The sequence below is a fragment of the Maribacter corallii genome (genome assembly GCF_047345415.1).
In the GTDB taxonomy this organism is placed as follows: Bacteria; Bacteroidota; Bacteroidia; order Flavobacteriales; family Flavobacteriaceae; genus Maribacter_C.
This window is the reverse complement of sequence record NZ_JBLFEP010000002.1, coordinates 973,416-990,979: the sequence shown is the minus strand read 5'-3', so window position 1 is coordinate 990,979 and position 17,564 is coordinate 973,416. Positions and strand designations below refer to the sequence as shown.

Below are 17,564 nucleotides of genomic sequence, written 5' to 3'. Positions count from 1 at the left end.
TCCCTGTACTTTCAAGAGTATGGGGAATACACAAGAACAAACCAACCAGCAGCTCGTTCAGGGTTTTCGAAAAAACAATACCAACGTTTTAGAGGGAATTTATGTGCGTGTATTTCCTAAAATAAAGATTTATGTTTTAAAGAATAATGGCAATGAAACCCAGGCAAAAGATATTTTTCAAGATGCTTTTATCGCGTGTTGGAAAAACATCAAGGCCAACAAATTGGCCGAAGATTCCAATGTAGAAGCCTATTTGTATCGTATAGCCCAAAATAAATGGACGGACTACCTGCGCTCGGCCGAATACAAAAAAAAGAAGTCGGGCCCTGACCTACTGAAATCCGTTACGGCGGATGACACTAGCGGATTGGATGAAAGCGAAGAAGAAACCAAAAGAAAGGCAATGCAACAAGCCTTGGCGCAATTGGGTGAAAATTGTAAAGTACTATTGAACCTGTTCTATTTTGAACGAAAGTCAATGGATGCTATCGCACGAACGTTGAATTTGGCTTCGGCCTCTGCAAGAAATCAAAAGTACCGCTGTATGGAAAAGTTGCGGAAGTTGACCTTGGAAATAAAAAATAATGGATAAGTACCCCAAATACATATCAGAAGAACGACAAGAATTGTTTGAGCGCTATCTTCTTGGGCAAATGACCGTTGAAGAAAGAGGGGCTTTTGAGACCAAGATGATCGAAGACCAGGATCTTCAGAACGAATTCGATACGTTCAAAGCACTGTTTCACACCGTAGAAGAAGCCGGAATGCGTGCCAAACTCCAAGAATTTCATCAGAACATGGATGAGGATGGCGTTCCCGTACGGCAGCTGAACGGTCCCAAAAGAAAGTTCAATTTCCGTATTGCTGCTACTGTACTCCTTTTACTGTCCGTAGGCGGTTTTTGGTTTTTCAATCGCACCGCCCCTAACGAACGACTATTCGATGATTACTATACACAAGACCCCGGTTTACCTACCGTAATGGGCTCGAATGACAACTACGAATTTTATGAGGCCATGGTAGATTACAAACAAGGCCATTACGATATTGCCATCGAGAAATGGGGAAAATTGCTTGAAAAAAAACCTACAAACGATACGTTGAATTATTTTATGGGCTCGGCCCACTTGGGCAATAGAAGCACGAATACAGCCACTCCCTTTTTCGAAAATACCATCCAAACAAAAGGCACCCATTTTGAAATGGAAGCCTATTACTACTTGGGTTTGATTCATTTGAAATCAGGGAATCGAAAAAAAGCAATTGACTTCTTGGAGTCAAGTGACCTCAAGAAAGCCAAAGAGCTCTCTCAAACGCTACTTCAAAATCAATAATGTACAGGGTATTTAAAATAGTATTTGTTTTCTTCCTTGTGGGTTTTCACCTTGTGGGAAATGCTCAAAACGAAGCTACCCAATTCAACAGTGAAATCAGTCAACTTGTCATTCAAGACAGTATTCAAAAGGCCCAAATGCGGATTGATGCACGAATAGCGCAGGCAAAATTGCGGAACGATTATAATGCACTTGCAAAAGTGGTCTATTGGTTGGGCAAAATCGAACTCACGACCCACCCTCAAAAATCGTTTCCGAGAGCTCTGGATATGTTTCAAGAAATTAAACTGAAATCCCGTTCCAAAGAAGCACTATTTCATTCCCATCTGGCCATATCAAAGCTTTATAATGAAAAGGGAAATGCCAACAAAGCGTTTGAAATCGCCAGCATCGCCAAGTCATATGCGGTACCCCTAAACAATCAAGAAATGCTGACCGAAGTTTTGTATTACTTAGGAGAGTACGGATTACGTTCGGGAAACATTGTTACGTTCGAAGAAAACACTAGAAAAGCCCATCAAAAGTTACAGGCGAACCCAGAAATGAAATTCAAGATCGCACCACGTGTTTTAAATTATATGGGAGCACTGATGTACCTCACATCAAAACCCGATAGTGCACTTTTTTACTATAATCAAGCGCTCCTTAAAATAGACGTCATGGAAAGCAACAGTGAAAACCAATTGTATTTTCCTGCGGCCGTCAAGGCGAATATGGTGCTTTTAAAGCAGAGTCAAAACAAATATGAAGAGGCCATGACCCTCGCAGTAGACTGTATTCATTTAAACAACAAGTTCTTAAGGACCGAAAAAAAACATCCGCTACGCTATCGTTCGCAACGCAACTTATCGTTGGCTTACCGCAATCTGGTCTCTTTATATGAGCAGACCGGGGACTATGCGATGTGCGAGAGGATATCCAACTTGGCCTATAATCATGCAAAGGCCACTTTTGAACCACATTTATTGGAGTATTTTTCCGCCATCACCCTCTTAGCGGAAGCAAAAAATTTGAACAAAGATTTTGAATCCGCTATAGCCCTCTGCAAGGAAGCGGAAGCCTCACTTGCCCAAATGGAAGGGGAAAACGCCTTATTAAAAGCCAATCTTTTTACCATCTTAGGAGGGGCCCTTTACGGCAAAAAGAACTATGCCGAGGCGGCAAAATACTATACCCTTGGCGATGAATTTCATCGCCAAGCACAGGAAAAAGCATTTAGCAGTGATCGGCTGTTCGGTATGATGAACCTTGCGCTTAGTTATGCGCACATTGGAAAAGGACATGACGCCATTCGCATATTGGAAAATGCCCATACAGGTGCCTCGGAAAGTGGTAGGCTCGTAGATGCCGTACTATATACAAAAGCCAAAGCAGGTGATATTTTAAAAGATTACGCCTATGTCGAAACGGCTACACAAGATTTTTTAGACCAAGATACTTCCAATGGCGTAGCGAATATGTTCAAAGCGCAAATGATCGCGATGAATACCAAGGCGATATACTTCTTGAACGACGAACAAAACGAGACATCGCTCAAAAAACTCTCCAAACAATTGGACAAAGCAATTCGCATGTTAGAGCAAAGCAAAGCTTTGCGTATCAATCAAAATGATGTTGGCAGTCTTATTCAAGACCATGAGAACGTCTTTGATTTTGGCAAGAAAATCAATCTTGAGTTACACCAGCTAAACCCAAATTCGAATTATTTAAAAAACATTCTCACTTTTCACGAGTCATCGATTTACACCAAAATTCGTTCTCGGTTACATCTATCGCAAAACACATCATCATTTCATATTGGGAAGGAAATCGCACAACGCGAAAACTATCTTCGTGAAAAAGTGAATGCCAAAATCGATAATGACACCACTTATTTAAAAAACATCCATACATGGAATCTTTTTCTAGATTCGTTAAAAATATCGCATCCCAAGTACTATGAAATGCGATACGCTACCATATCCATTCCGCTTGCTAATTTGAAAGAGCAAATCCCGAAAAACACCACTTTAATTCGATTTCTTTTTATTTCCGAACAGCTTTATGCTTATGTGGCAGATTCCAAGTTGGAAAAACTAGTGCCACTTTCCGCGGAAAATCTTAGCCGTAAAATCGATGAGCTATCAGATCTCAATCAAAACCTCTCCATTTTTTCTAGAGCTTCCAATCACTTATACAACCAACTCTGGAAACCGTTAGAACCCTATATTTCAACAAACAAACTTCTCATATTTCCAGATAGGGAATTGTTCAATCTCAGCTTTGAATTACTCAGCCCTGAAGAGGTAAGCTCCTTCGAAACTTTGGCCCAACAAATTTTGATGGCAACATATTCTATTTCGTACAACTACAGTCTGTTGTTATTGGATGAAAAAAGAGCTCCCGTTCGCTATGAAAATGATTTTATCGCATTCGCCCCTGCATTTGACAAGCGAATGAAAAACGAGTACGCCTTGGCCATTTCCGACTCTATAGATTTAGACAAAACATACCTGACATTACTCCCTCAACCCTTTATTTCAGAGATTGCCGAACGATTTTCAAAAAAATACGATGGTACCTCATTTCTCAATGTAAAAGCTTCAAAACAACTATTCACCGAAAAGGCCAAAGAACACAAAATCATCCATATCGGCACCCATGCGGAATCGAATAATATCAGTCCCGAACTTTCACGTTTGGTCTTTGCAAAAAACGTCTCGGATTCGACGAATATCAATGACAACTATCTATATACCTATGAAATCTACAATCAGAATCTGAATTCAAATTTGGCGATTTTGACCGCTTGCGAAACCGGGAAACCCACCTATCAACCGGGAGAGGGAATGATTTCATTGGCCCATGCCTTCAACTATGCGGGTAGCGAGAGTATTTTGACCAGCCTTTGGCAGATCGATGAGCAATCAAGTACAGAAATCTTGACGTTTTTCTACAACTATTTGGAAGAGGGACTACCCAAGGATGAAGCCCTTCGTAAAGCCAAGCTCGATTATTTGGCCGTCGCCGAAGGCAGAACGTTACACCCACAATATTGGGCAGGACTTATACTAATGGGAGATACCGCACCGATTGAATTGTCAAGTTCGGGCAATTGGTTCTGGTGGTTAGGAGCTCTGGCCCTAGTTTCAGTTATAGGTCTTTTGTTCTATAACAAAAAGGCCTCCACTGGTTAAAGGGAGGCCTTTGCAACTGCAACTAACTACTAACTCAGACTATGTTCCACGTACGTTGGGGTCATTATCATCAGGGTCTAAATGTGCCGGGGAGCCATCGCCATCGTTATCGACAAAACCACCACCATCGGGCCGTACGTGCAATTGAAAATTGAAGGGTAAAAAGGTATCCAAGGTACGTGCATCAAATTCGGCAGTCGGTGCCGCAGCGATCTGGATGGCCGAATTAACAGATCCCAGACCCGGTACAAGTATCGAACGTACCCATACAATGGCGGTAAAATTTCCAAAGCGCAACAGACGTGCGTTAAAATTCACCAATAATCCTTCGAAGGGTTGATTTACGCTTCGGCGACATTCGGCCTCAAAACCATTATTGGGATCATAGCCCAATACGGCAAACATGGTATTGATCTCGCGCGCAATGATCTGATCAAAGTCGGTCAGCCCAAAAGAGGTCGAAACAGGAACCCATCGGAAGAAAACGGCGTTATCGTTTCTGAGAATATCCAATCCTAATGTGGCGGTCTGGGCGTCTATGATCTGAAAACCCCGATATCCTACGGGATAGGACAAACTTAATAAGGGCTGTTGGTCGTTCGTAATACGCCCGCCCGGGTTCTTGATAATCGGAAATTCAGGTAGGGGCAAGAAAACACCGTTGGACATGTTCCAATACGCGGCGGCCGGGCCTTGAAAGTTATTGCAAAACTGGGCCTGGACCGCTTGCAGATCATTAGCGTTCGTTTCAGGGCCATCGTCTTTAGTACAAGAAATCAACACTGTAATGCACAGTATTGTAAAAAGCTTCAAATTTGGTTTTCCCATGATGTTGTTTTCCTATATATCGAAAGGAAAACAAAATGTCATCAAGACGACTTTTTCAATTTGGCAAAATAGGTCTTGGCAGCCACATTGACTTTAGGGGCCAGCAACAATACCGCTATCATATTCGGAATCACCATTAAAGCATAGGATAAATCAATCAAATAGGTAACGAAATCCAAAGATACCACGGCAGCCAAAACAATGGTTATTACGAAATAATGGTTATAATATTTCCCAATTTTGGCGTTGGTCAAAAAAGAAAGACACTTGACGCCATAGTATGAATACGTAAAGAGGGTGGACAGTGCAAAAGCCGCTACGATAATCATTAACAAATAATCTCCATAGCCGAATAATGTAGTTCTAAAAGCACTTAACGTCATGACAATGCCATCGGTATCTTCTAAATATGCTCCACTTAAGATTATTACTATTGCTGTAAATGTACACACCAGAATGGTATCGATAAAAGGGCCCAGCATAGAAACCAACCCCTCACGAATGGGCTCGTCATTTTTTGATTGTCCATGATACATAGGGGCACTACCCAAACCGGCCTCATTGGAGAACATCGCCCTTTTCACCCCGACGATGACCAGGCCCCAAAAACCTCCGGTAATGATAGTATTAAAATTCCAAGCTTCTGAAAAAATCAGTTTCAACGAAGGTAGCACTTGCGATGAATTCATTACCATGACCAAAATTACTGCCCCCAAATAGATCATGACCATCGCCGGAACAATAGCTGTCGCAACTTTTGCAATTTTTGACAACCCGCCGAAAATAACGAAAGATGTAATTATAGCGAGAACTATACCAATGGTGAGTTTCCAGTTAAACTCACTCATCTGAAAAAAAGTTTCGGATGGCTTGATGACATTCACAAAGGTCTCGGTAAACTGATTTGCTGTGAATACCCCTAAAAATCCGAACATGCCGGCTATACAGAAAAATGTGGCCAAGGGTTTCCATTTTTTACCCAATCCTTGCGTAATATAGAACATTGGTCCACCCTGCAGCTTGCCCTCCGAATCTTCTCCGCGGAACATAATGGACAAACTACCGGAATAAAATTTAATACACATGCCAATAAGGGCGGTCATCCATATCCAAAAAACAACGCCCGGGCCACCTCTATGAATTGCCAATGCCACTCCCGAAATATTGCCCAAACCTACCGTGGCAGCCACTGCCGCTGATAGGGCTTGTAGAGAACTAACATCACCTTTCGCATTTTTATCGTCATATTTTCCCCTGACAATTGCAATGGCATGACCAAAGAAGCGGTACGGCAGCAATTTTGAATAAAAGGCCAGAAAAAGTCCACCCCCTATCAACAAGACAAACATCGGCCAATTCGCAAAGTCATTGGCCTTCGCTAGAATAGTATTGAGTATTTCCATGATTTCGAAGGTATGGATTTTCAGGTTTTCTAGAAGCGGCATGCGAAGAAATATTATTTGCACAAGTATTGATTAAACCAAGAAACCGTTGTATATTTGTCGCCCGTTACAAATAGTAGCGTGTTTTTATTTCGTCAGGGTTATGGCCTGAAGTTGCAAAACAAGTGAAATAAATAAGGTGTAGCGATGCACCGGTAAACATACATCGCGGGGTAGAGCAGTAGGTAGCTCGTCGGGCTCATAACCCGAAGGTCGCTGGTTCGAGTCCAGTCCCCGCTACTAGCAAATAAAGGGCTTTCGAGAAATCGGGAGCCTTTTTTTATTGCATGGGTACAGAATCACAATGTTTTTAAAGCATCCTAATTTTGGTAAAAGAGATTACCTTCGACTGCAAAAAAAAGAAAACAGTTGCGATCAACTGCGAATAGGTAAATCAAACACTCCTCCATAAAGTCTTAAATACAATGGGGTCTTTAAATTACTTAAGCATTCAAGCGGTTCTGAACAATGGTACAAAAAAACCTTTACAGTACAGGTACACCCCTAGTTTTTACGAAATCATTTTAAAAATTATAAGAAAGGTGTACTAAAACCAATTTAGTGCAAACTCTAATCTATAACTTTTGTAAACAATGTATATTAACGAACATATATGAAAACCCAATATTTTAAATACAAAAAGCATACAGACACATGGTTTTGGATAATAAGTGCTATATGCTTGGGTGGAATTTTAGCTTTTATACTTGCAATAGGAATTCAAGGGAATCAAAATCAACTTTGGAAATTATTATTGGGCGTATCTCCTTTTATTTTCATTTTGGCTATATTAATTAGAATTGTGGCTTATCGTCAAGCATATCAAATAGAGGCCGGAAATAAAACAATTATTCTGGACAAAGAGACTCCTAAACTAACTGTTGAAGACGGAACAAATAAAAAAGAAATTCTAACATCGGAGATTGGACATTTAAAACTATTTGAGTCTTACGGGGATGGACCTCCTTTTACCGATTTTACATATATGGAAATAGTTTTAAAAAAAGAAGAATCTATAATTATTCCCGATAGAATGGCAAATACCAGTGACTTGGACCTATTACTAAAGGGAAAAAGAAAGATTCGAAAAAAAAGGCTTATGAATAGAATAAAAACTACCGCCAACACGGTGAATAATTTCAATTTATTCTAACACTCCCGTAAACCCAATTGAAATAGAAAAATATGATATTGAATTCAATAGTTTATATACATATATTGAGCTAGAATATTTTCGAAAGATTATGACTATAGATGTATATGATTTTTTCAAAAAGCATCCCAAATTCAATAAGCATATTGGAAATGACTTTCTTTTGGTGGAATATAAATGCCCGTTAAATGTTGAAAAGTTTCAACTATGGACTAAATCTCACTTAATCACATACGTTATTAGCGGTCGTAAAGATTGGATAACTCCTAAACAGACCTATGGTCTTACTGCAGGTGATACACTATTTGTTAAAAAAGGGGTGTATGCTACAAAGCAATATCTTGAAGAAGACTATTGCGTTATGCTTTTTTTTATGAATGATGAGTTCATCAGAAAATTTACTTTGCAAAATCATTTAACATCAAGAGCTTCTCAAGACAAAGTTATAGAAGATGGCATTTTAAAAATTAAGACCAACAATTCGTTCCAGATTTTAATACAGAGTATTTTACAATATCTGACAATGAATGAAGCTATTCCGGCTGAACTTGTGGAGCTAAAATTCAAAGAATTGATTTACAATATCACCCTTAATAAAGACAATAGCTCATTTAAAAATTTATTGCTCGAGATTTCAAATCAAAAGAAGGCTAGTATTGAAAATATTATGAATGCTAACTTTCAATATGATCTTCCAATCGAAGCTTTTGCAAAACTATCGGGGCGAAGTCTTTCAAGTTTTAAGAGAGATTTCAAAAAGTGTTTTGAAACCTCACCATCAAAGTGGCTCATTAATAGAAGGCTTACCTACAGTAAGATGCTACTCATTAACACCCAATTGAACATCAATGAAATTTGTTATGATAGTGGATTTAAGAATACATCTCATTTTATTCGAACCTTTAAAGAAAAATACAAGTTCCCCCCAAATCAGTTTAGGAAACTAAATGCCAGTTCATAGGTTACTTTTGAGCTTTAGAGAATATTTTTAGGACAGCTCAGCAAATTTGTAGTCGCTTATTTAATTGAATTTTGAGTCATTATTAATTCAACTAAATATTATGAAAAAGCTATTCATGTTCGTCTACTCAATTATCTGTTATTGTATTGGTTTTGCTTCCCTATTATTTTGGATTTTATCGATAAGTCATTTAATTCCGGAAATATCAATCGACAGAAATCCTGAGGTCCCATTTTATTATGCGCTTTTAAAAAATCTTGCACTTGTATTACTTTTTGCAGTACCACATAGCATAATGGCTAGGAAATCATTTAAAAATTGGATTACTAAAGTTCTTCCAAGACCCATAGAAAGAAGTACCTATGTACTACAAGCGGGTATTTTGCTCTTTGTTCTTATATGGAACTGGGAACCAATTGGTGGTAACATATGGACAATTGAAGAAGGAAGTATTCTATTTTATACTATGTACGTTTTATTTTTTTTAGGTTGGGTAATTTTGTTTGTAAGTACTTTTCTAATCAATCATTTTGATTTATTTGGTCTACGACAAACCTATTTAGAATTAGTAAATAAACCATATACTGAATTAGAATTTAAAGTGGTTTCGTTTTATAAATATACTAGGCATCCGTTGTACTTAGGTGGCATTATAGGACTATGGTCTACACCAGTGATGTCAGCAACACATTTGGTATTCGCTGTTCTTCTGACTGTGTATTTCTTCATTGGAGCTCTATACGAGGAAAAAGATTTAAAATCAAATTTTAAATCTAAGTATTTAGCATATATGAAGAAAACACCTATGATGATCCCTTTTACAAAAAGAAAAACCGATTGACTAAAAAACAATTACCAACAATACCTATAGCAAATAGGGCATAAAGTGTTAAATTTAATGGACTGGGCATGTTTGCAAAGTCCGCCAAATCTTTTGGATTTAGTCATGTGATTTCAATTTTTAACAATGAAAGTTCTTGAGAACACTGCCGTAAGCTTGCAATTAAAAAATAAAAGTAATTATAAAACCTACCTTGCCGGAAGGCCGACAATAAGCTTTAGCTTCGTTACCCGACCTACTTTCCGTAGACTAGTAGTTATGTTCAAGCTGAAAAAATAGTCGTCAAGTTTTCGGTTGCGAAGGGGATTTCATAAGCGTTCATTTGCGTCATGAAATCATACAAAAAAGTACTAGTGACCATTTTACTGGCTCCACTACCGATTGTTGGAACTGGGCAGGAACTAAAATCTAATTTATTTTTACGTACGCCCCAAGTCGTCAACTATAACTTCAACCAAAATGAAATAGCCTATAGTCCAGTTATATCAATAGGAGCTGGACTTTCGCGCAAATCCAGATTTATCGAACTTGCAACGTTCATAGATAACAACAATGTTTATGGATTTTACACCTTCTTTGGAACAACCCTGAAAACAAAAGAATTAGGAGGTAATTGGAAATTGCACACCAATTGGTTCGGAGAGGTAACGTATGTTCCCAAACAGTTGTTGGATTCAGATTCCTTTACCTACACAACCGGACTATGCTTTTTTCTCAACTATAGTTTCGATTGGGGTTCCATTGGACTTCCATTGTGTGTTGGAGTTGCATACAATCAAAAAAAAATCAGTTTGAATACAAGAACAATACTTAACATATCACTAAATCTTAACTGAAAAATGGAATTTAAAACCCTACACCATCAAAATAGTCCGTTACTAATTTGCAATGTCTGGGACGTGGCGAGCACCAAACTTGCAGAAAAATTAAACGTTCAAGCTATTGGTACTTCGAGCGCTGCTATTGCTAGTGTTCTTGGATACAACGACGGAGAAGAAATGAGGTTTTCTGAATTGGAATACTTTGTGAAAAAAATCTCGTCAGTTTCTAAAGTACCCTTATCCGTGGACTTGGAATCTGGTTACAGCCGTCTACCAAAAAAAATCTCGGACAATATTAAACGCTTGGCAGATCTAGGAGTGGTTGGAATAAATATCGAAGATAGCGTTGTCGTAAAGAAAAGAACTTTGCTAAACAAAAATGAATTCGCTCAGACACTTTCAGAAGTACGACAACTTCTTGAAAAAGCAAATGTAAATATGTTCATCAATGTAAGAACCGACACATTTTTATTAGGCCATCCGAACGTAATCGTCGAAACAAAAAAACGAATCAAATTATACGGAAATGCAGGTGCAGATGGAATTTTCACACCTTGTATTGAGAAAAAAGACGATATTGAAGAAATTGTAAGTTCAACTAATTTGCCTATAAATGTAATGTGCATGCCAAACCTTCCATCCTTCGAAACTTTGAAAAAATCAGGTGTAAAGCGAATAAGCATGGGCAATTTCTTATTTGATAAGATGTATTCTAGTCTTGAAAAAATCACAAAAACCGTTCTAACTGACAACTCATTTAAATCGATCTTTTAGAATGCGCATTACAGAAAAGAAAAAAATAGAAACCTATTACGCTGCTCTGTTAAACAGAGAGCAAAGTTTTGTTGGTATTTTCTTTGTAGGTGTAAAAACCACAGCGGTTTTCTGTATCGCAACTTGTAGAGCAAGAAAACCAAAATTGGAAAATGTTGAATTTTATACTTCGTTCAAAGAGGCCTTAGCTCATGGTTACCGACCCTGTAAAATCTGCAAACCCACCCAAAACGCCAACCAAGCTCCCAAACAAGTGGAAATTGCAATGGAATTGGTAAAAAACCATCCAAAAGAAAAAATCTCGGATTTCAGACTTCGCCAAAATAAGGTGAGTCCGGAAATTGTCCGAAGGTGGTTCAAAAAAAATTACGGTATGACCTTCCACGCCTACCAAAGAATGTATCGCATAAATAGTGCATTTCAAGAACTAAAGACCCGTAAAAAAGTTACCGCAACAGCATTCGATACGAGTTATGAATCGTTAAGCGGTTTTGGGTATACCTATAAAAAACTACTTGGGCAATCACCACAAAAAAGCTTAGAGGACCATATCATACTGATCAGTAGGTTGACCACTCCCATTGGCCCAATGTTTATTTGTGCAACCGATATTGGAATTTGCCTTTTGGAATTCGTGGACAGAAGAATGCTAGAAACTGAATTCAAAGATTTACAAAGACTTCTAAAAGCTAGAATTATCACTGGCGAAAATGAACACATCAAACAGGCCAAGAATGAAATATCGGAATATTTCAATGGCCAACGTAAAGTTTTCGATGTTAAGGTACATACTCCAGGTACGGATTTTCAAAATTCAGTTTGGAATTCTTTAATAAAAATACCTTTCGGAGAAACTTCTACTTACAAACAACAAGCGGAAAGAATTGAAAAACCTAAGGCAATTAGGGCTGTAGCATCTGCAAACGGATGCAATCGGATTGCCATACTAGTTCCATGCCATCGGGTAATCGGGTCTAATGGAAAATTGACGGGTTATGGTGGAGGAATGGAAAGAAAGCGTTGGTTACTAGACCACGAAAGAGAAAAAGCCTGCACATCACAACACCTATAGACCATTCGATCCCGCCTGCTGGCAGACAGGATCGAATGGTTTGTGTATTTTTATGAGGTCCGCAATCCCGATAGCTGTCGGAATGGGATTTTGCTTTAGACAGGAAAAGAAACAAAACCTGCCTCGCCGGCAGGCAGGCAAAAAGATTTCGCTATGTGCCCGGTGAAAAGCAAACGTTAGTTTGCTCCCCTACTGTTCGTAGCTCAAGCGTGTGCTTAATTTGGATAAAATAATGAAAATGAATATTTCTAATTATAAATCCTTTCTAAAACTTACTGGAATTTGTTCTATTCTTGGAGCGATATCAACTAGTTTGTTAATATTCCTGCCAAATCCAGTAGCTTCAGATTTCGAATCTCAAACTTTACTTTTTGAGAACAAACTATATTTAACCAAACTTTGGATATTATTTTTCCACCCTCAGGTAAACATAATTGCAAGTTTAGGTATCGCTTGCCTTCTTTTTAGAAAATATCCTACACAAATTATAGTTGGTAGTTTATTCTTGTTGGTTTGGGCATATACTGAAATGTCTCAACAATCCTTATTAATAGACACCTTAAATCAAATATGGAGACCTAACTATGTAAATGCTGAAAGTGAGATTACCAAAAGTATGTTTAAGTCATTGATTAATGCTGCAAACGGAATTTCAGATAGTAAGTATTTCCTTGTTATCTACGGTTTTGGACTTGGTTCATTCCTATACGGTACTGCACTCATTCAGGAAAATGGACTTGGAAAATGGATTGGTGTTTCATTTTTATTCATCGGAATACTGAGCCTTTGCTCATTTACAAGGTATTATCTCGGAATTTCTTCATTGAATGAACCAGTAAATTGGCTTTATGAATGGATTTATTCTTATCTACAACCAATAGTTCGAATTGCTATTGGGATTTGGATATTTAAAAGAATAAAAACTAAACACAACAAAGCCTAAAATTCATTGCTTGCGAATTTCCTTTCAGGAAATCCGGTGCAAAAAGCTATCCCTGCCTACCGGCAGGCAGGTTTAGGTTCGGCTGCCCCTATAGTCATTGGGGTTCTGACGAATCACAGCAACGAACCTTAGCCGAACAGTTGTAGAATATTAGAAATCATAAGAAAGAAATCCACTCCATGAAAAAATTGCTCATTTTCACCATGTTTTGTTTTATAAATACGAGACTATGTGTAGCACAGGAGGATAGTTCTCCTGTTAGTATTGGGATTAATCATACCATTAAGTCTTCCATACTAAATCAAGACAGAACAATTCAAATTTATGTTCCAGACGATTATTCAGATTCCGCACAAGAATATCCTGTACTGTATATTTTAGATGGGCAATGGTATTTCTTAAGTGGTGTAGCGATTCAGACTGCAATGAAAACACCGCTAGCTATTCCAGAAATGATTGTTGTAGGCATTAATACCAGTAATCCATTAAGACAAGAGTTATTTGGAGATGAAAATGAAAAGTTTACTAATTTCTTAGTCAAAGAAGTCATTCACTACGTAGATTCCAACTACAGGACGAGTGATGATCGGGTGATTTTCGGATGGGAATCTGCTGCTTATTATCTAAGTGATTTGATATTACAACAAAGTGAAATTTTTGATGGGGCCATCATAACTGATGGAGGTTATGCTTCTGAGGATAACGTAAAAAGTTTTACTTCAAAAAAAGACGTATATCTATTCATGGCCAACTCCAAAAAGGATATTTATTATATCAGTTCTACAGATGCGTTCCATGAAGTTTTGAAAAATCATGCTCCGCAAAACCTTATTTGGAAATATAGTTTGTTTAATGATGAAGTGCATGAATCTCTCGGACATTTGGCTCTTTATAAAGGACTGAAATATTTCTACCACAACTATAATTCCCCTGTGTTCGAAAGCATACGGGAGTATATTGATTTAGGTGGCATGAACTACCTGACTACCTATTTTGAAGAACGGTCAAAACGATTTGGTATGGATAAACAAATAGATAACAGCACAAAAGACGCACTCATTTGGTTAGCCTGGAACAGAAATAACTATGAGTATTTTACACTTTTTATGACCGAATTTGAAGATGTGTTGACGACAAAAAGATATGCTTCGGCCTATTGGCAAAATCGTTTCGGCCAATTTTACTTAAAACATAAAAATTACCAAAATGCTATTAAATTTTTTAAGGCAGGACTTACCAAATATCCAAATTCGGAATTTGAAGAAGAAATGCAAAAAGGGCTTATTGATGCGAAAAATGGGAAACACTAATTAAAAATTAAATACATAAACGTTCTACAACACGATATATAAATAATAGTGGTTCAAGTGATAAACGAAAGTATAAAATAAAGGTCTGTTCAAAATCGAAAGGTTTGTGAATAGAAATCCGCTACTACTCATACACGAAACCGTTGCCAGCAAGTTGAACACTAAAGACAGAAAATGAAATTAACTGAAAAAAATATCGGAATTTTTGGTCTTCTATCGGTACTGACTTTAATAACTGCACTACTGATTTTTGGAGTATCAAATTCAGGTTTCAGTTTTTGGGAGGACTTTATAAGTAAACTTGGAGCAAAAGGAGAACCCAATGCACTTTGGTTTAATCTAATTGGATTTGCAGTGGTAGGAATATTACTTTTTATATTCGGGCTTTCATATGGGAAATTGCTCAATGATAAACTATTATCAATACTATTAGCCTTATTCGGATTAGGGTTTGCCTTTACAGCAATACCGATTGATATGGAATTTTCCAGAACATCAGTTTCTAAAGCCCACATAGTAGCCATTTGTCTAGGATTGGCATCTTGGTTCTTCGGACTTTCGAGACTTGGATACAACCAAAAATTGAAACGAAGAATAAGGAATAGGGCAAATTTCACTGCTGTCATTCTAGTATTGTCAATGATAGGTTTTGTATTTGGGTTTTGGTCAATGTCAATTACACATCGATTGGTATTTATGATAATTTTTGGTTGGACAGCAATGACTTCAATCGAACTGATTACTAATAAAAAAACTGTATACAACATTGGCTATAAGTAATTGCAGCTGATGATTAAAGAATGGGTTTTCCTACGAAGAAACCTTTCGTTCTTCGGAATAAAACATAACTTTAAAACACCTAACTACTCGTAGCCGAGACCGCTGCGCTTCAATACTAAAAAGATTAAGAATAATCAATTTCTGAAAAACTAAAATATGGCAGCAATCAATACATATTTAAGCTTTATGGGTGATACTGAAGAAGCATTTAATTTTTACAAATCGGTATTTGGCGTTGAATTCGTTGGTGGAATACGACGCTTTGGGGATATGCCTGATAATGAATCAATGTCGGAAGTCGACAAGCGAAAGGTAATGCATGTTGGTTTACCCATAGGGCCCGGGAATTTCCTTATGGGGACAGATGCACTTGAATCGATGGGGCAATCGCTAACCTTTGGAACTAATTATTACATATCCATTAGTCCAGAGAGTAGAGAAGAAGCTATTAAACTATTTAATGGGCTTTCATCGGGTGGAACAGTAACAGCGCCACTAGCCGATACATTTTGGGGAGCGTACTTTGGGACATTTACAGATAAATTCGGGGTGCAATGGATGGTAAATTATCTTCAAACAATACACTAAAAAACGAAGCAAAACCAAAACTAGAATTAATCGCTATGGCAAGTTTTTGTTTGCAACATGAGTCGCCTAACCTCGCAACTAACCATAGACAAACACTGTTTTATTGAGGATATGGAGATGGAATGCATTCATCATCTTGGGAAATCGACGAAAACGTGGAAATAGTATCACTACGAATTGATTTTTTGGTGTTACTAGTCCCAGAATATGAATACCAAAGCCTAAAAATGCATTGCTTGCGTATCGATAGCTCTCATGACTAAACGCTTGCCTTCGGCCGGGCATTTAGGCATACTACAAAATTGGACTTTAGGAATATTTTTAAACTGAATTTGAACATCGAAATAGTATAAACTTACAAATAGAACCATGCTCACTGATATTAATCCAAAATTACCCATGCGCAACAAATCCAACTCAAGAAAGTATTACATCAATCAATTGGGTTTTCAAGAAATAGGAGACTATGAAGGGTATTTAATGGTCAAAAAGGATCAAATAGAAATTCATTTTTTTGAATTTAAAGAACTTGACCCCAAAGAGAATTACGGGCAAGTGTACATTAGAACCGACGATGTTGAGGGTTTATATGAGTCCATGCTTGACAGTAAAATCGAGATACATCCAAATGGAACATTGCAGACCAAACCTTGGGGGCAAAAGGAATTTGCCTTACTTGACCCAGACAACAACCTCTTGACATTTGGCCAAAGTATCTACTAAATTCATAAACGAACCGTCTACAAGAGCAGAAAAATTTGCAGCTGATTCGCTTTGAATACAAACTAGCACTGAAATGGATTTTCATGCCAGAACGAAGCATATCCTTTTCAGAACAAACTTTTGCGAACCATTAACCAAGAGGCCACCAAAACCAATACCCAGGTGATGGAGTTTAAACAACCTCACCTCTTTCATATCGGCGAGAATAGTTTACATACCTACAGCTTCACCTTGAATAGTGATTATACGAATATCTTAAAGGTGGTACACACCATCGAACAAAAAGGAAATTTCGGTGAAATCGTCCATGTCGATTTTCAGAAGAAAAAAACTACAGCACCAACAAATACAGCCTCGGAGCGACCGTTTTTGTACAACAGGTGAAATAGTCAAAATCTAGCGCAATGAATGCCCAGAATACGGAAATCTACTTTCCTCGGCAAGCACTGGTACAATACATGTGGGGTCAATGCTTTGGCCGAGGAGTAGATCAGTAGAAAACCTCAACTTGGTTTTTAGAAATCTTGACCTCAAAAGGTTTTAAGGGGTTAGTGACAATCCGATACCTATAGCGCTTGAAGGGTATACTTTCAGCCTGCCCATGTCGCTATGCGCGCTAACTCACCGGGGTTACAGATCCAACCAATTGATTTTCTGAAGGATTTTCGTCGCTTCATAGGTAAAATAATCACTTTTGCTTTCATCGGTTTGTCTCAGGTTATATGCACGTTCGACCAGAGTCTGATACCGTACAGTCAATTTTTTTAACAGCTCTATCCTGTATTTGTTATATGCTTTCATAAAAGGACTGGTTTTGG

Annotated in this window: 18 protein-coding genes and 1 tRNA gene; 16 read left to right on the top strand and 3 right to left on the bottom strand. The window is 37.9% G+C overall.

Features of this window, described 5'->3' with window-relative positions; translation table 11 throughout:
- Nucleotides 1-19: 19 nt before the first annotated feature.
- Genes ACKWCA_RS09560 through ACKWCA_RS09550 form a run of 3 tightly spaced genes read left to right on the top strand, consistent with a single transcriptional unit; the run spans nt 20 to nt 4,510 of the window.
- The gene (locus tag ACKWCA_RS09560; protein ID WP_413977956.1) at nt 20-592 is read left to right on the top strand and encodes an RNA polymerase sigma factor; all 573 of its coding nucleotides are present in this window, start codon (nt 20-22) and stop codon (nt 590-592) included.
- The gene (locus tag ACKWCA_RS09555; RefSeq protein ID WP_413977955.1) at nt 585-1,334 is read left to right on the top strand and encodes a tetratricopeptide repeat protein; all 750 of its coding nucleotides are present in this window, start codon (nt 585-587) and stop codon (nt 1,332-1,334) included. Before ACKWCA_RS09560 ends, ACKWCA_RS09555 begins: the two co-directional genes overlap by 8 nt.
- Nucleotides 1,334-4,510, top strand: coding sequence for a CHAT domain-containing protein (locus tag ACKWCA_RS09550; RefSeq protein WP_413977954.1), 3,177 nt, complete (start codon nt 1,334-1,336; stop codon nt 4,508-4,510). Before ACKWCA_RS09555 ends, ACKWCA_RS09550 begins: the two co-directional genes overlap by 1 nt.
- 39 nt (nt 4,511-4,549) lie before the next feature.
- Here the strand turns inward: ACKWCA_RS09550 and ACKWCA_RS09545 are convergent, their stop codons facing one another.
- Nucleotides 4,550-5,338 carry a hypothetical protein gene (locus tag ACKWCA_RS09545; RefSeq protein WP_413977953.1) on the bottom strand — a complete coding sequence of 263 codons (789 nt, stop codon included), beginning with the start codon at nt 5,336-5,338 and terminating at the stop codon, nt 4,550-4,552.
- A 41-nt stretch (nt 5,339-5,379) separates the two neighbouring features.
- Nucleotides 5,380-6,741: an alanine/glycine:cation symporter family protein gene (locus ACKWCA_RS09540; protein WP_413978033.1), complete on the bottom strand. Its 1,362-nt coding sequence runs from the start codon at nt 6,739-6,741 to the stop codon at nt 5,380-5,382.
- A 206-nt stretch (nt 6,742-6,947) separates the two neighbouring features.
- Between ACKWCA_RS09540 and ACKWCA_RS09535 the strand changes: the two genes are divergently transcribed.
- From ACKWCA_RS09535 to ACKWCA_RS09475, 13 genes are all read left to right on the top strand, one after another.
- Nucleotides 6,948-7,020: transfer RNA gene (locus ACKWCA_RS09535), tRNA-Met, on the top strand.
- A gap of 373 nt (nt 7,021-7,393) precedes the next feature.
- On the top strand, nt 7,394-7,933 hold the full coding sequence (locus ACKWCA_RS09530; protein WP_413977952.1) for a hypothetical protein: 540 nt from the start codon (nt 7,394-7,396) through the stop codon (nt 7,931-7,933).
- A 91-nt stretch (nt 7,934-8,024) separates the two neighbouring features.
- Nucleotides 8,025-8,894, top strand: a complete 870-nt coding sequence (locus ACKWCA_RS09525) for a helix-turn-helix domain-containing protein (RefSeq protein WP_413977951.1) — start codon at nt 8,025-8,027, stop codon at nt 8,892-8,894.
- Nucleotides 8,895-8,994: 100 nt separating this feature from the next.
- Nucleotides 8,995-9,735 carry a methyltransferase family protein gene (locus ACKWCA_RS09520; RefSeq protein WP_413977950.1) on the top strand — a complete coding sequence of 247 codons (741 nt, stop codon included), beginning with the start codon at nt 8,995-8,997 and terminating at the stop codon, nt 9,733-9,735.
- Nucleotides 9,736-10,064: 329 nt separating this feature from the next.
- Nucleotides 10,065-10,571, top strand: a complete 507-nt coding sequence (locus tag ACKWCA_RS09515; protein ID WP_413977949.1) for a hypothetical protein — start codon at nt 10,065-10,067, stop codon at nt 10,569-10,571.
- 3 nt (nt 10,572-10,574) lie between these two features.
- The gene (locus tag ACKWCA_RS09510; protein WP_413977948.1) at nt 10,575-11,330 is read left to right on the top strand and encodes an isocitrate lyase/PEP mutase family protein; all 756 of its coding nucleotides are present in this window, start codon (nt 10,575-10,577) and stop codon (nt 11,328-11,330) included.
- Between the two features lies 1 nt (nt 11,331).
- Nucleotides 11,332-12,402, top strand: a complete 1,071-nt coding sequence (locus tag ACKWCA_RS09505) for a bifunctional transcriptional activator/DNA repair enzyme AdaA (protein ID WP_413977947.1) — start codon at nt 11,332-11,334, stop codon at nt 12,400-12,402.
- A gap of 238 nt (nt 12,403-12,640) precedes the next feature.
- The gene (locus tag ACKWCA_RS09500; protein ID WP_413977946.1) at nt 12,641-13,345 is read left to right on the top strand and encodes a hypothetical protein; all 705 of its coding nucleotides are present in this window, start codon (nt 12,641-12,643) and stop codon (nt 13,343-13,345) included.
- Between the two features lie 179 nt (nt 13,346-13,524).
- Nucleotides 13,525-14,655, top strand: coding sequence for an alpha/beta hydrolase-fold protein (locus tag ACKWCA_RS09495; protein WP_413977945.1), 1,131 nt, complete (start codon nt 13,525-13,527; stop codon nt 14,653-14,655).
- Nucleotides 14,656-14,829: 174 nt separating this feature from the next.
- On the top strand, nt 14,830-15,435 hold the full coding sequence (locus tag ACKWCA_RS09490) for a DUF998 domain-containing protein (protein ID WP_413977944.1): 606 nt from the start codon (nt 14,830-14,832) through the stop codon (nt 15,433-15,435).
- Nucleotides 15,436-15,591: 156 nt separating this feature from the next.
- On the top strand, nt 15,592-16,023 hold the full coding sequence (locus ACKWCA_RS09485; RefSeq protein WP_413977943.1) for a VOC family protein: 432 nt from the start codon (nt 15,592-15,594) through the stop codon (nt 16,021-16,023).
- 369 nt (nt 16,024-16,392) lie between these two features.
- Nucleotides 16,393-16,746, top strand: a complete 354-nt coding sequence (locus ACKWCA_RS09480; protein WP_413977942.1) for a bleomycin resistance protein — start codon at nt 16,393-16,395, stop codon at nt 16,744-16,746.
- A gap of 120 nt (nt 16,747-16,866) precedes the next feature.
- Nucleotides 16,867-17,130 (top strand): hypothetical protein, encoded by a 264-nt coding sequence (locus ACKWCA_RS09475; protein WP_413977941.1) that lies wholly within the window; start codon nt 16,867-16,869, stop codon nt 17,128-17,130.
- Between the two features lie 246 nt (nt 17,131-17,376).
- Here ACKWCA_RS09475 and ACKWCA_RS09470 read toward each other — a convergent pair whose 3' ends face one another.
- Nucleotides 17,377-17,547, bottom strand: coding sequence for a Lacal_2735 family protein (locus tag ACKWCA_RS09470; RefSeq protein WP_413977940.1), 171 nt, complete (start codon nt 17,545-17,547; stop codon nt 17,377-17,379).
- Nucleotides 17,548-17,564 lie beyond the last annotated feature (17 nt).

What these genes read in the sequence shown, in the direction of transcription:
- ACKWCA_RS09560 (WP_413977956.1), top strand. Translation starts at nt 20, where the DNA reads ATGGGGAATACACAAGAACAAACCAACCAGCAGCTCGTTCAGGGTTTT.
- ACKWCA_RS09555 (WP_413977955.1), top strand. Translation starts at nt 585, where the DNA reads ATGGATAAGTACCCCAAATACATATCAGAAGAACGACAAGAATTGTTT.
- ACKWCA_RS09550 (WP_413977954.1), top strand. Translation starts at nt 1,334, where the DNA reads ATGTACAGGGTATTTAAAATAGTATTTGTTTTCTTCCTTGTGGGTTTT.
- ACKWCA_RS09545 (WP_413977953.1), bottom strand. Translation starts at nt 5,338, where the DNA reads ATGGGAAAACCAAATTTGAAGCTTTTTACAATACTGTGCATTACAGTG.
- ACKWCA_RS09540 (WP_413978033.1), bottom strand. Translation starts at nt 6,741, where the DNA reads ATGGAAATACTCAATACTATTCTAGCGAAGGCCAATGACTTTGCGAAT.
- ACKWCA_RS09530 (WP_413977952.1), top strand. Translation starts at nt 7,394, where the DNA reads ATGAAAACCCAATATTTTAAATACAAAAAGCATACAGACACATGGTTT.
- ACKWCA_RS09525 (WP_413977951.1), top strand. Translation starts at nt 8,025, where the DNA reads ATGACTATAGATGTATATGATTTTTTCAAAAAGCATCCCAAATTCAAT.
- ACKWCA_RS09520 (WP_413977950.1), top strand. Translation starts at nt 8,995, where the DNA reads ATGAAAAAGCTATTCATGTTCGTCTACTCAATTATCTGTTATTGTATT.
- ACKWCA_RS09515 (WP_413977949.1), top strand. Translation starts at nt 10,065, where the DNA reads ATGAAATCATACAAAAAAGTACTAGTGACCATTTTACTGGCTCCACTA.
- ACKWCA_RS09510 (WP_413977948.1), top strand. Translation starts at nt 10,575, where the DNA reads ATGGAATTTAAAACCCTACACCATCAAAATAGTCCGTTACTAATTTGC.
- ACKWCA_RS09505 (WP_413977947.1), top strand. Translation starts at nt 11,332, where the DNA reads ATGCGCATTACAGAAAAGAAAAAAATAGAAACCTATTACGCTGCTCTG.
- ACKWCA_RS09500 (WP_413977946.1), top strand. Translation starts at nt 12,641, where the DNA reads ATGAATATTTCTAATTATAAATCCTTTCTAAAACTTACTGGAATTTGT.
- ACKWCA_RS09495 (WP_413977945.1), top strand. Translation starts at nt 13,525, where the DNA reads ATGAAAAAATTGCTCATTTTCACCATGTTTTGTTTTATAAATACGAGA.
- ACKWCA_RS09490 (WP_413977944.1), top strand. Translation starts at nt 14,830, where the DNA reads ATGAAATTAACTGAAAAAAATATCGGAATTTTTGGTCTTCTATCGGTA.
- ACKWCA_RS09485 (WP_413977943.1), top strand. Translation starts at nt 15,592, where the DNA reads ATGGCAGCAATCAATACATATTTAAGCTTTATGGGTGATACTGAAGAA.
- ACKWCA_RS09480 (WP_413977942.1), top strand. Translation starts at nt 16,393, where the DNA reads ATGCTCACTGATATTAATCCAAAATTACCCATGCGCAACAAATCCAAC.
- ACKWCA_RS09470 (WP_413977940.1), bottom strand. Translation starts at nt 17,547, where the DNA reads ATGAAAGCATATAACAAATACAGGATAGAGCTGTTAAAAAAATTGACT.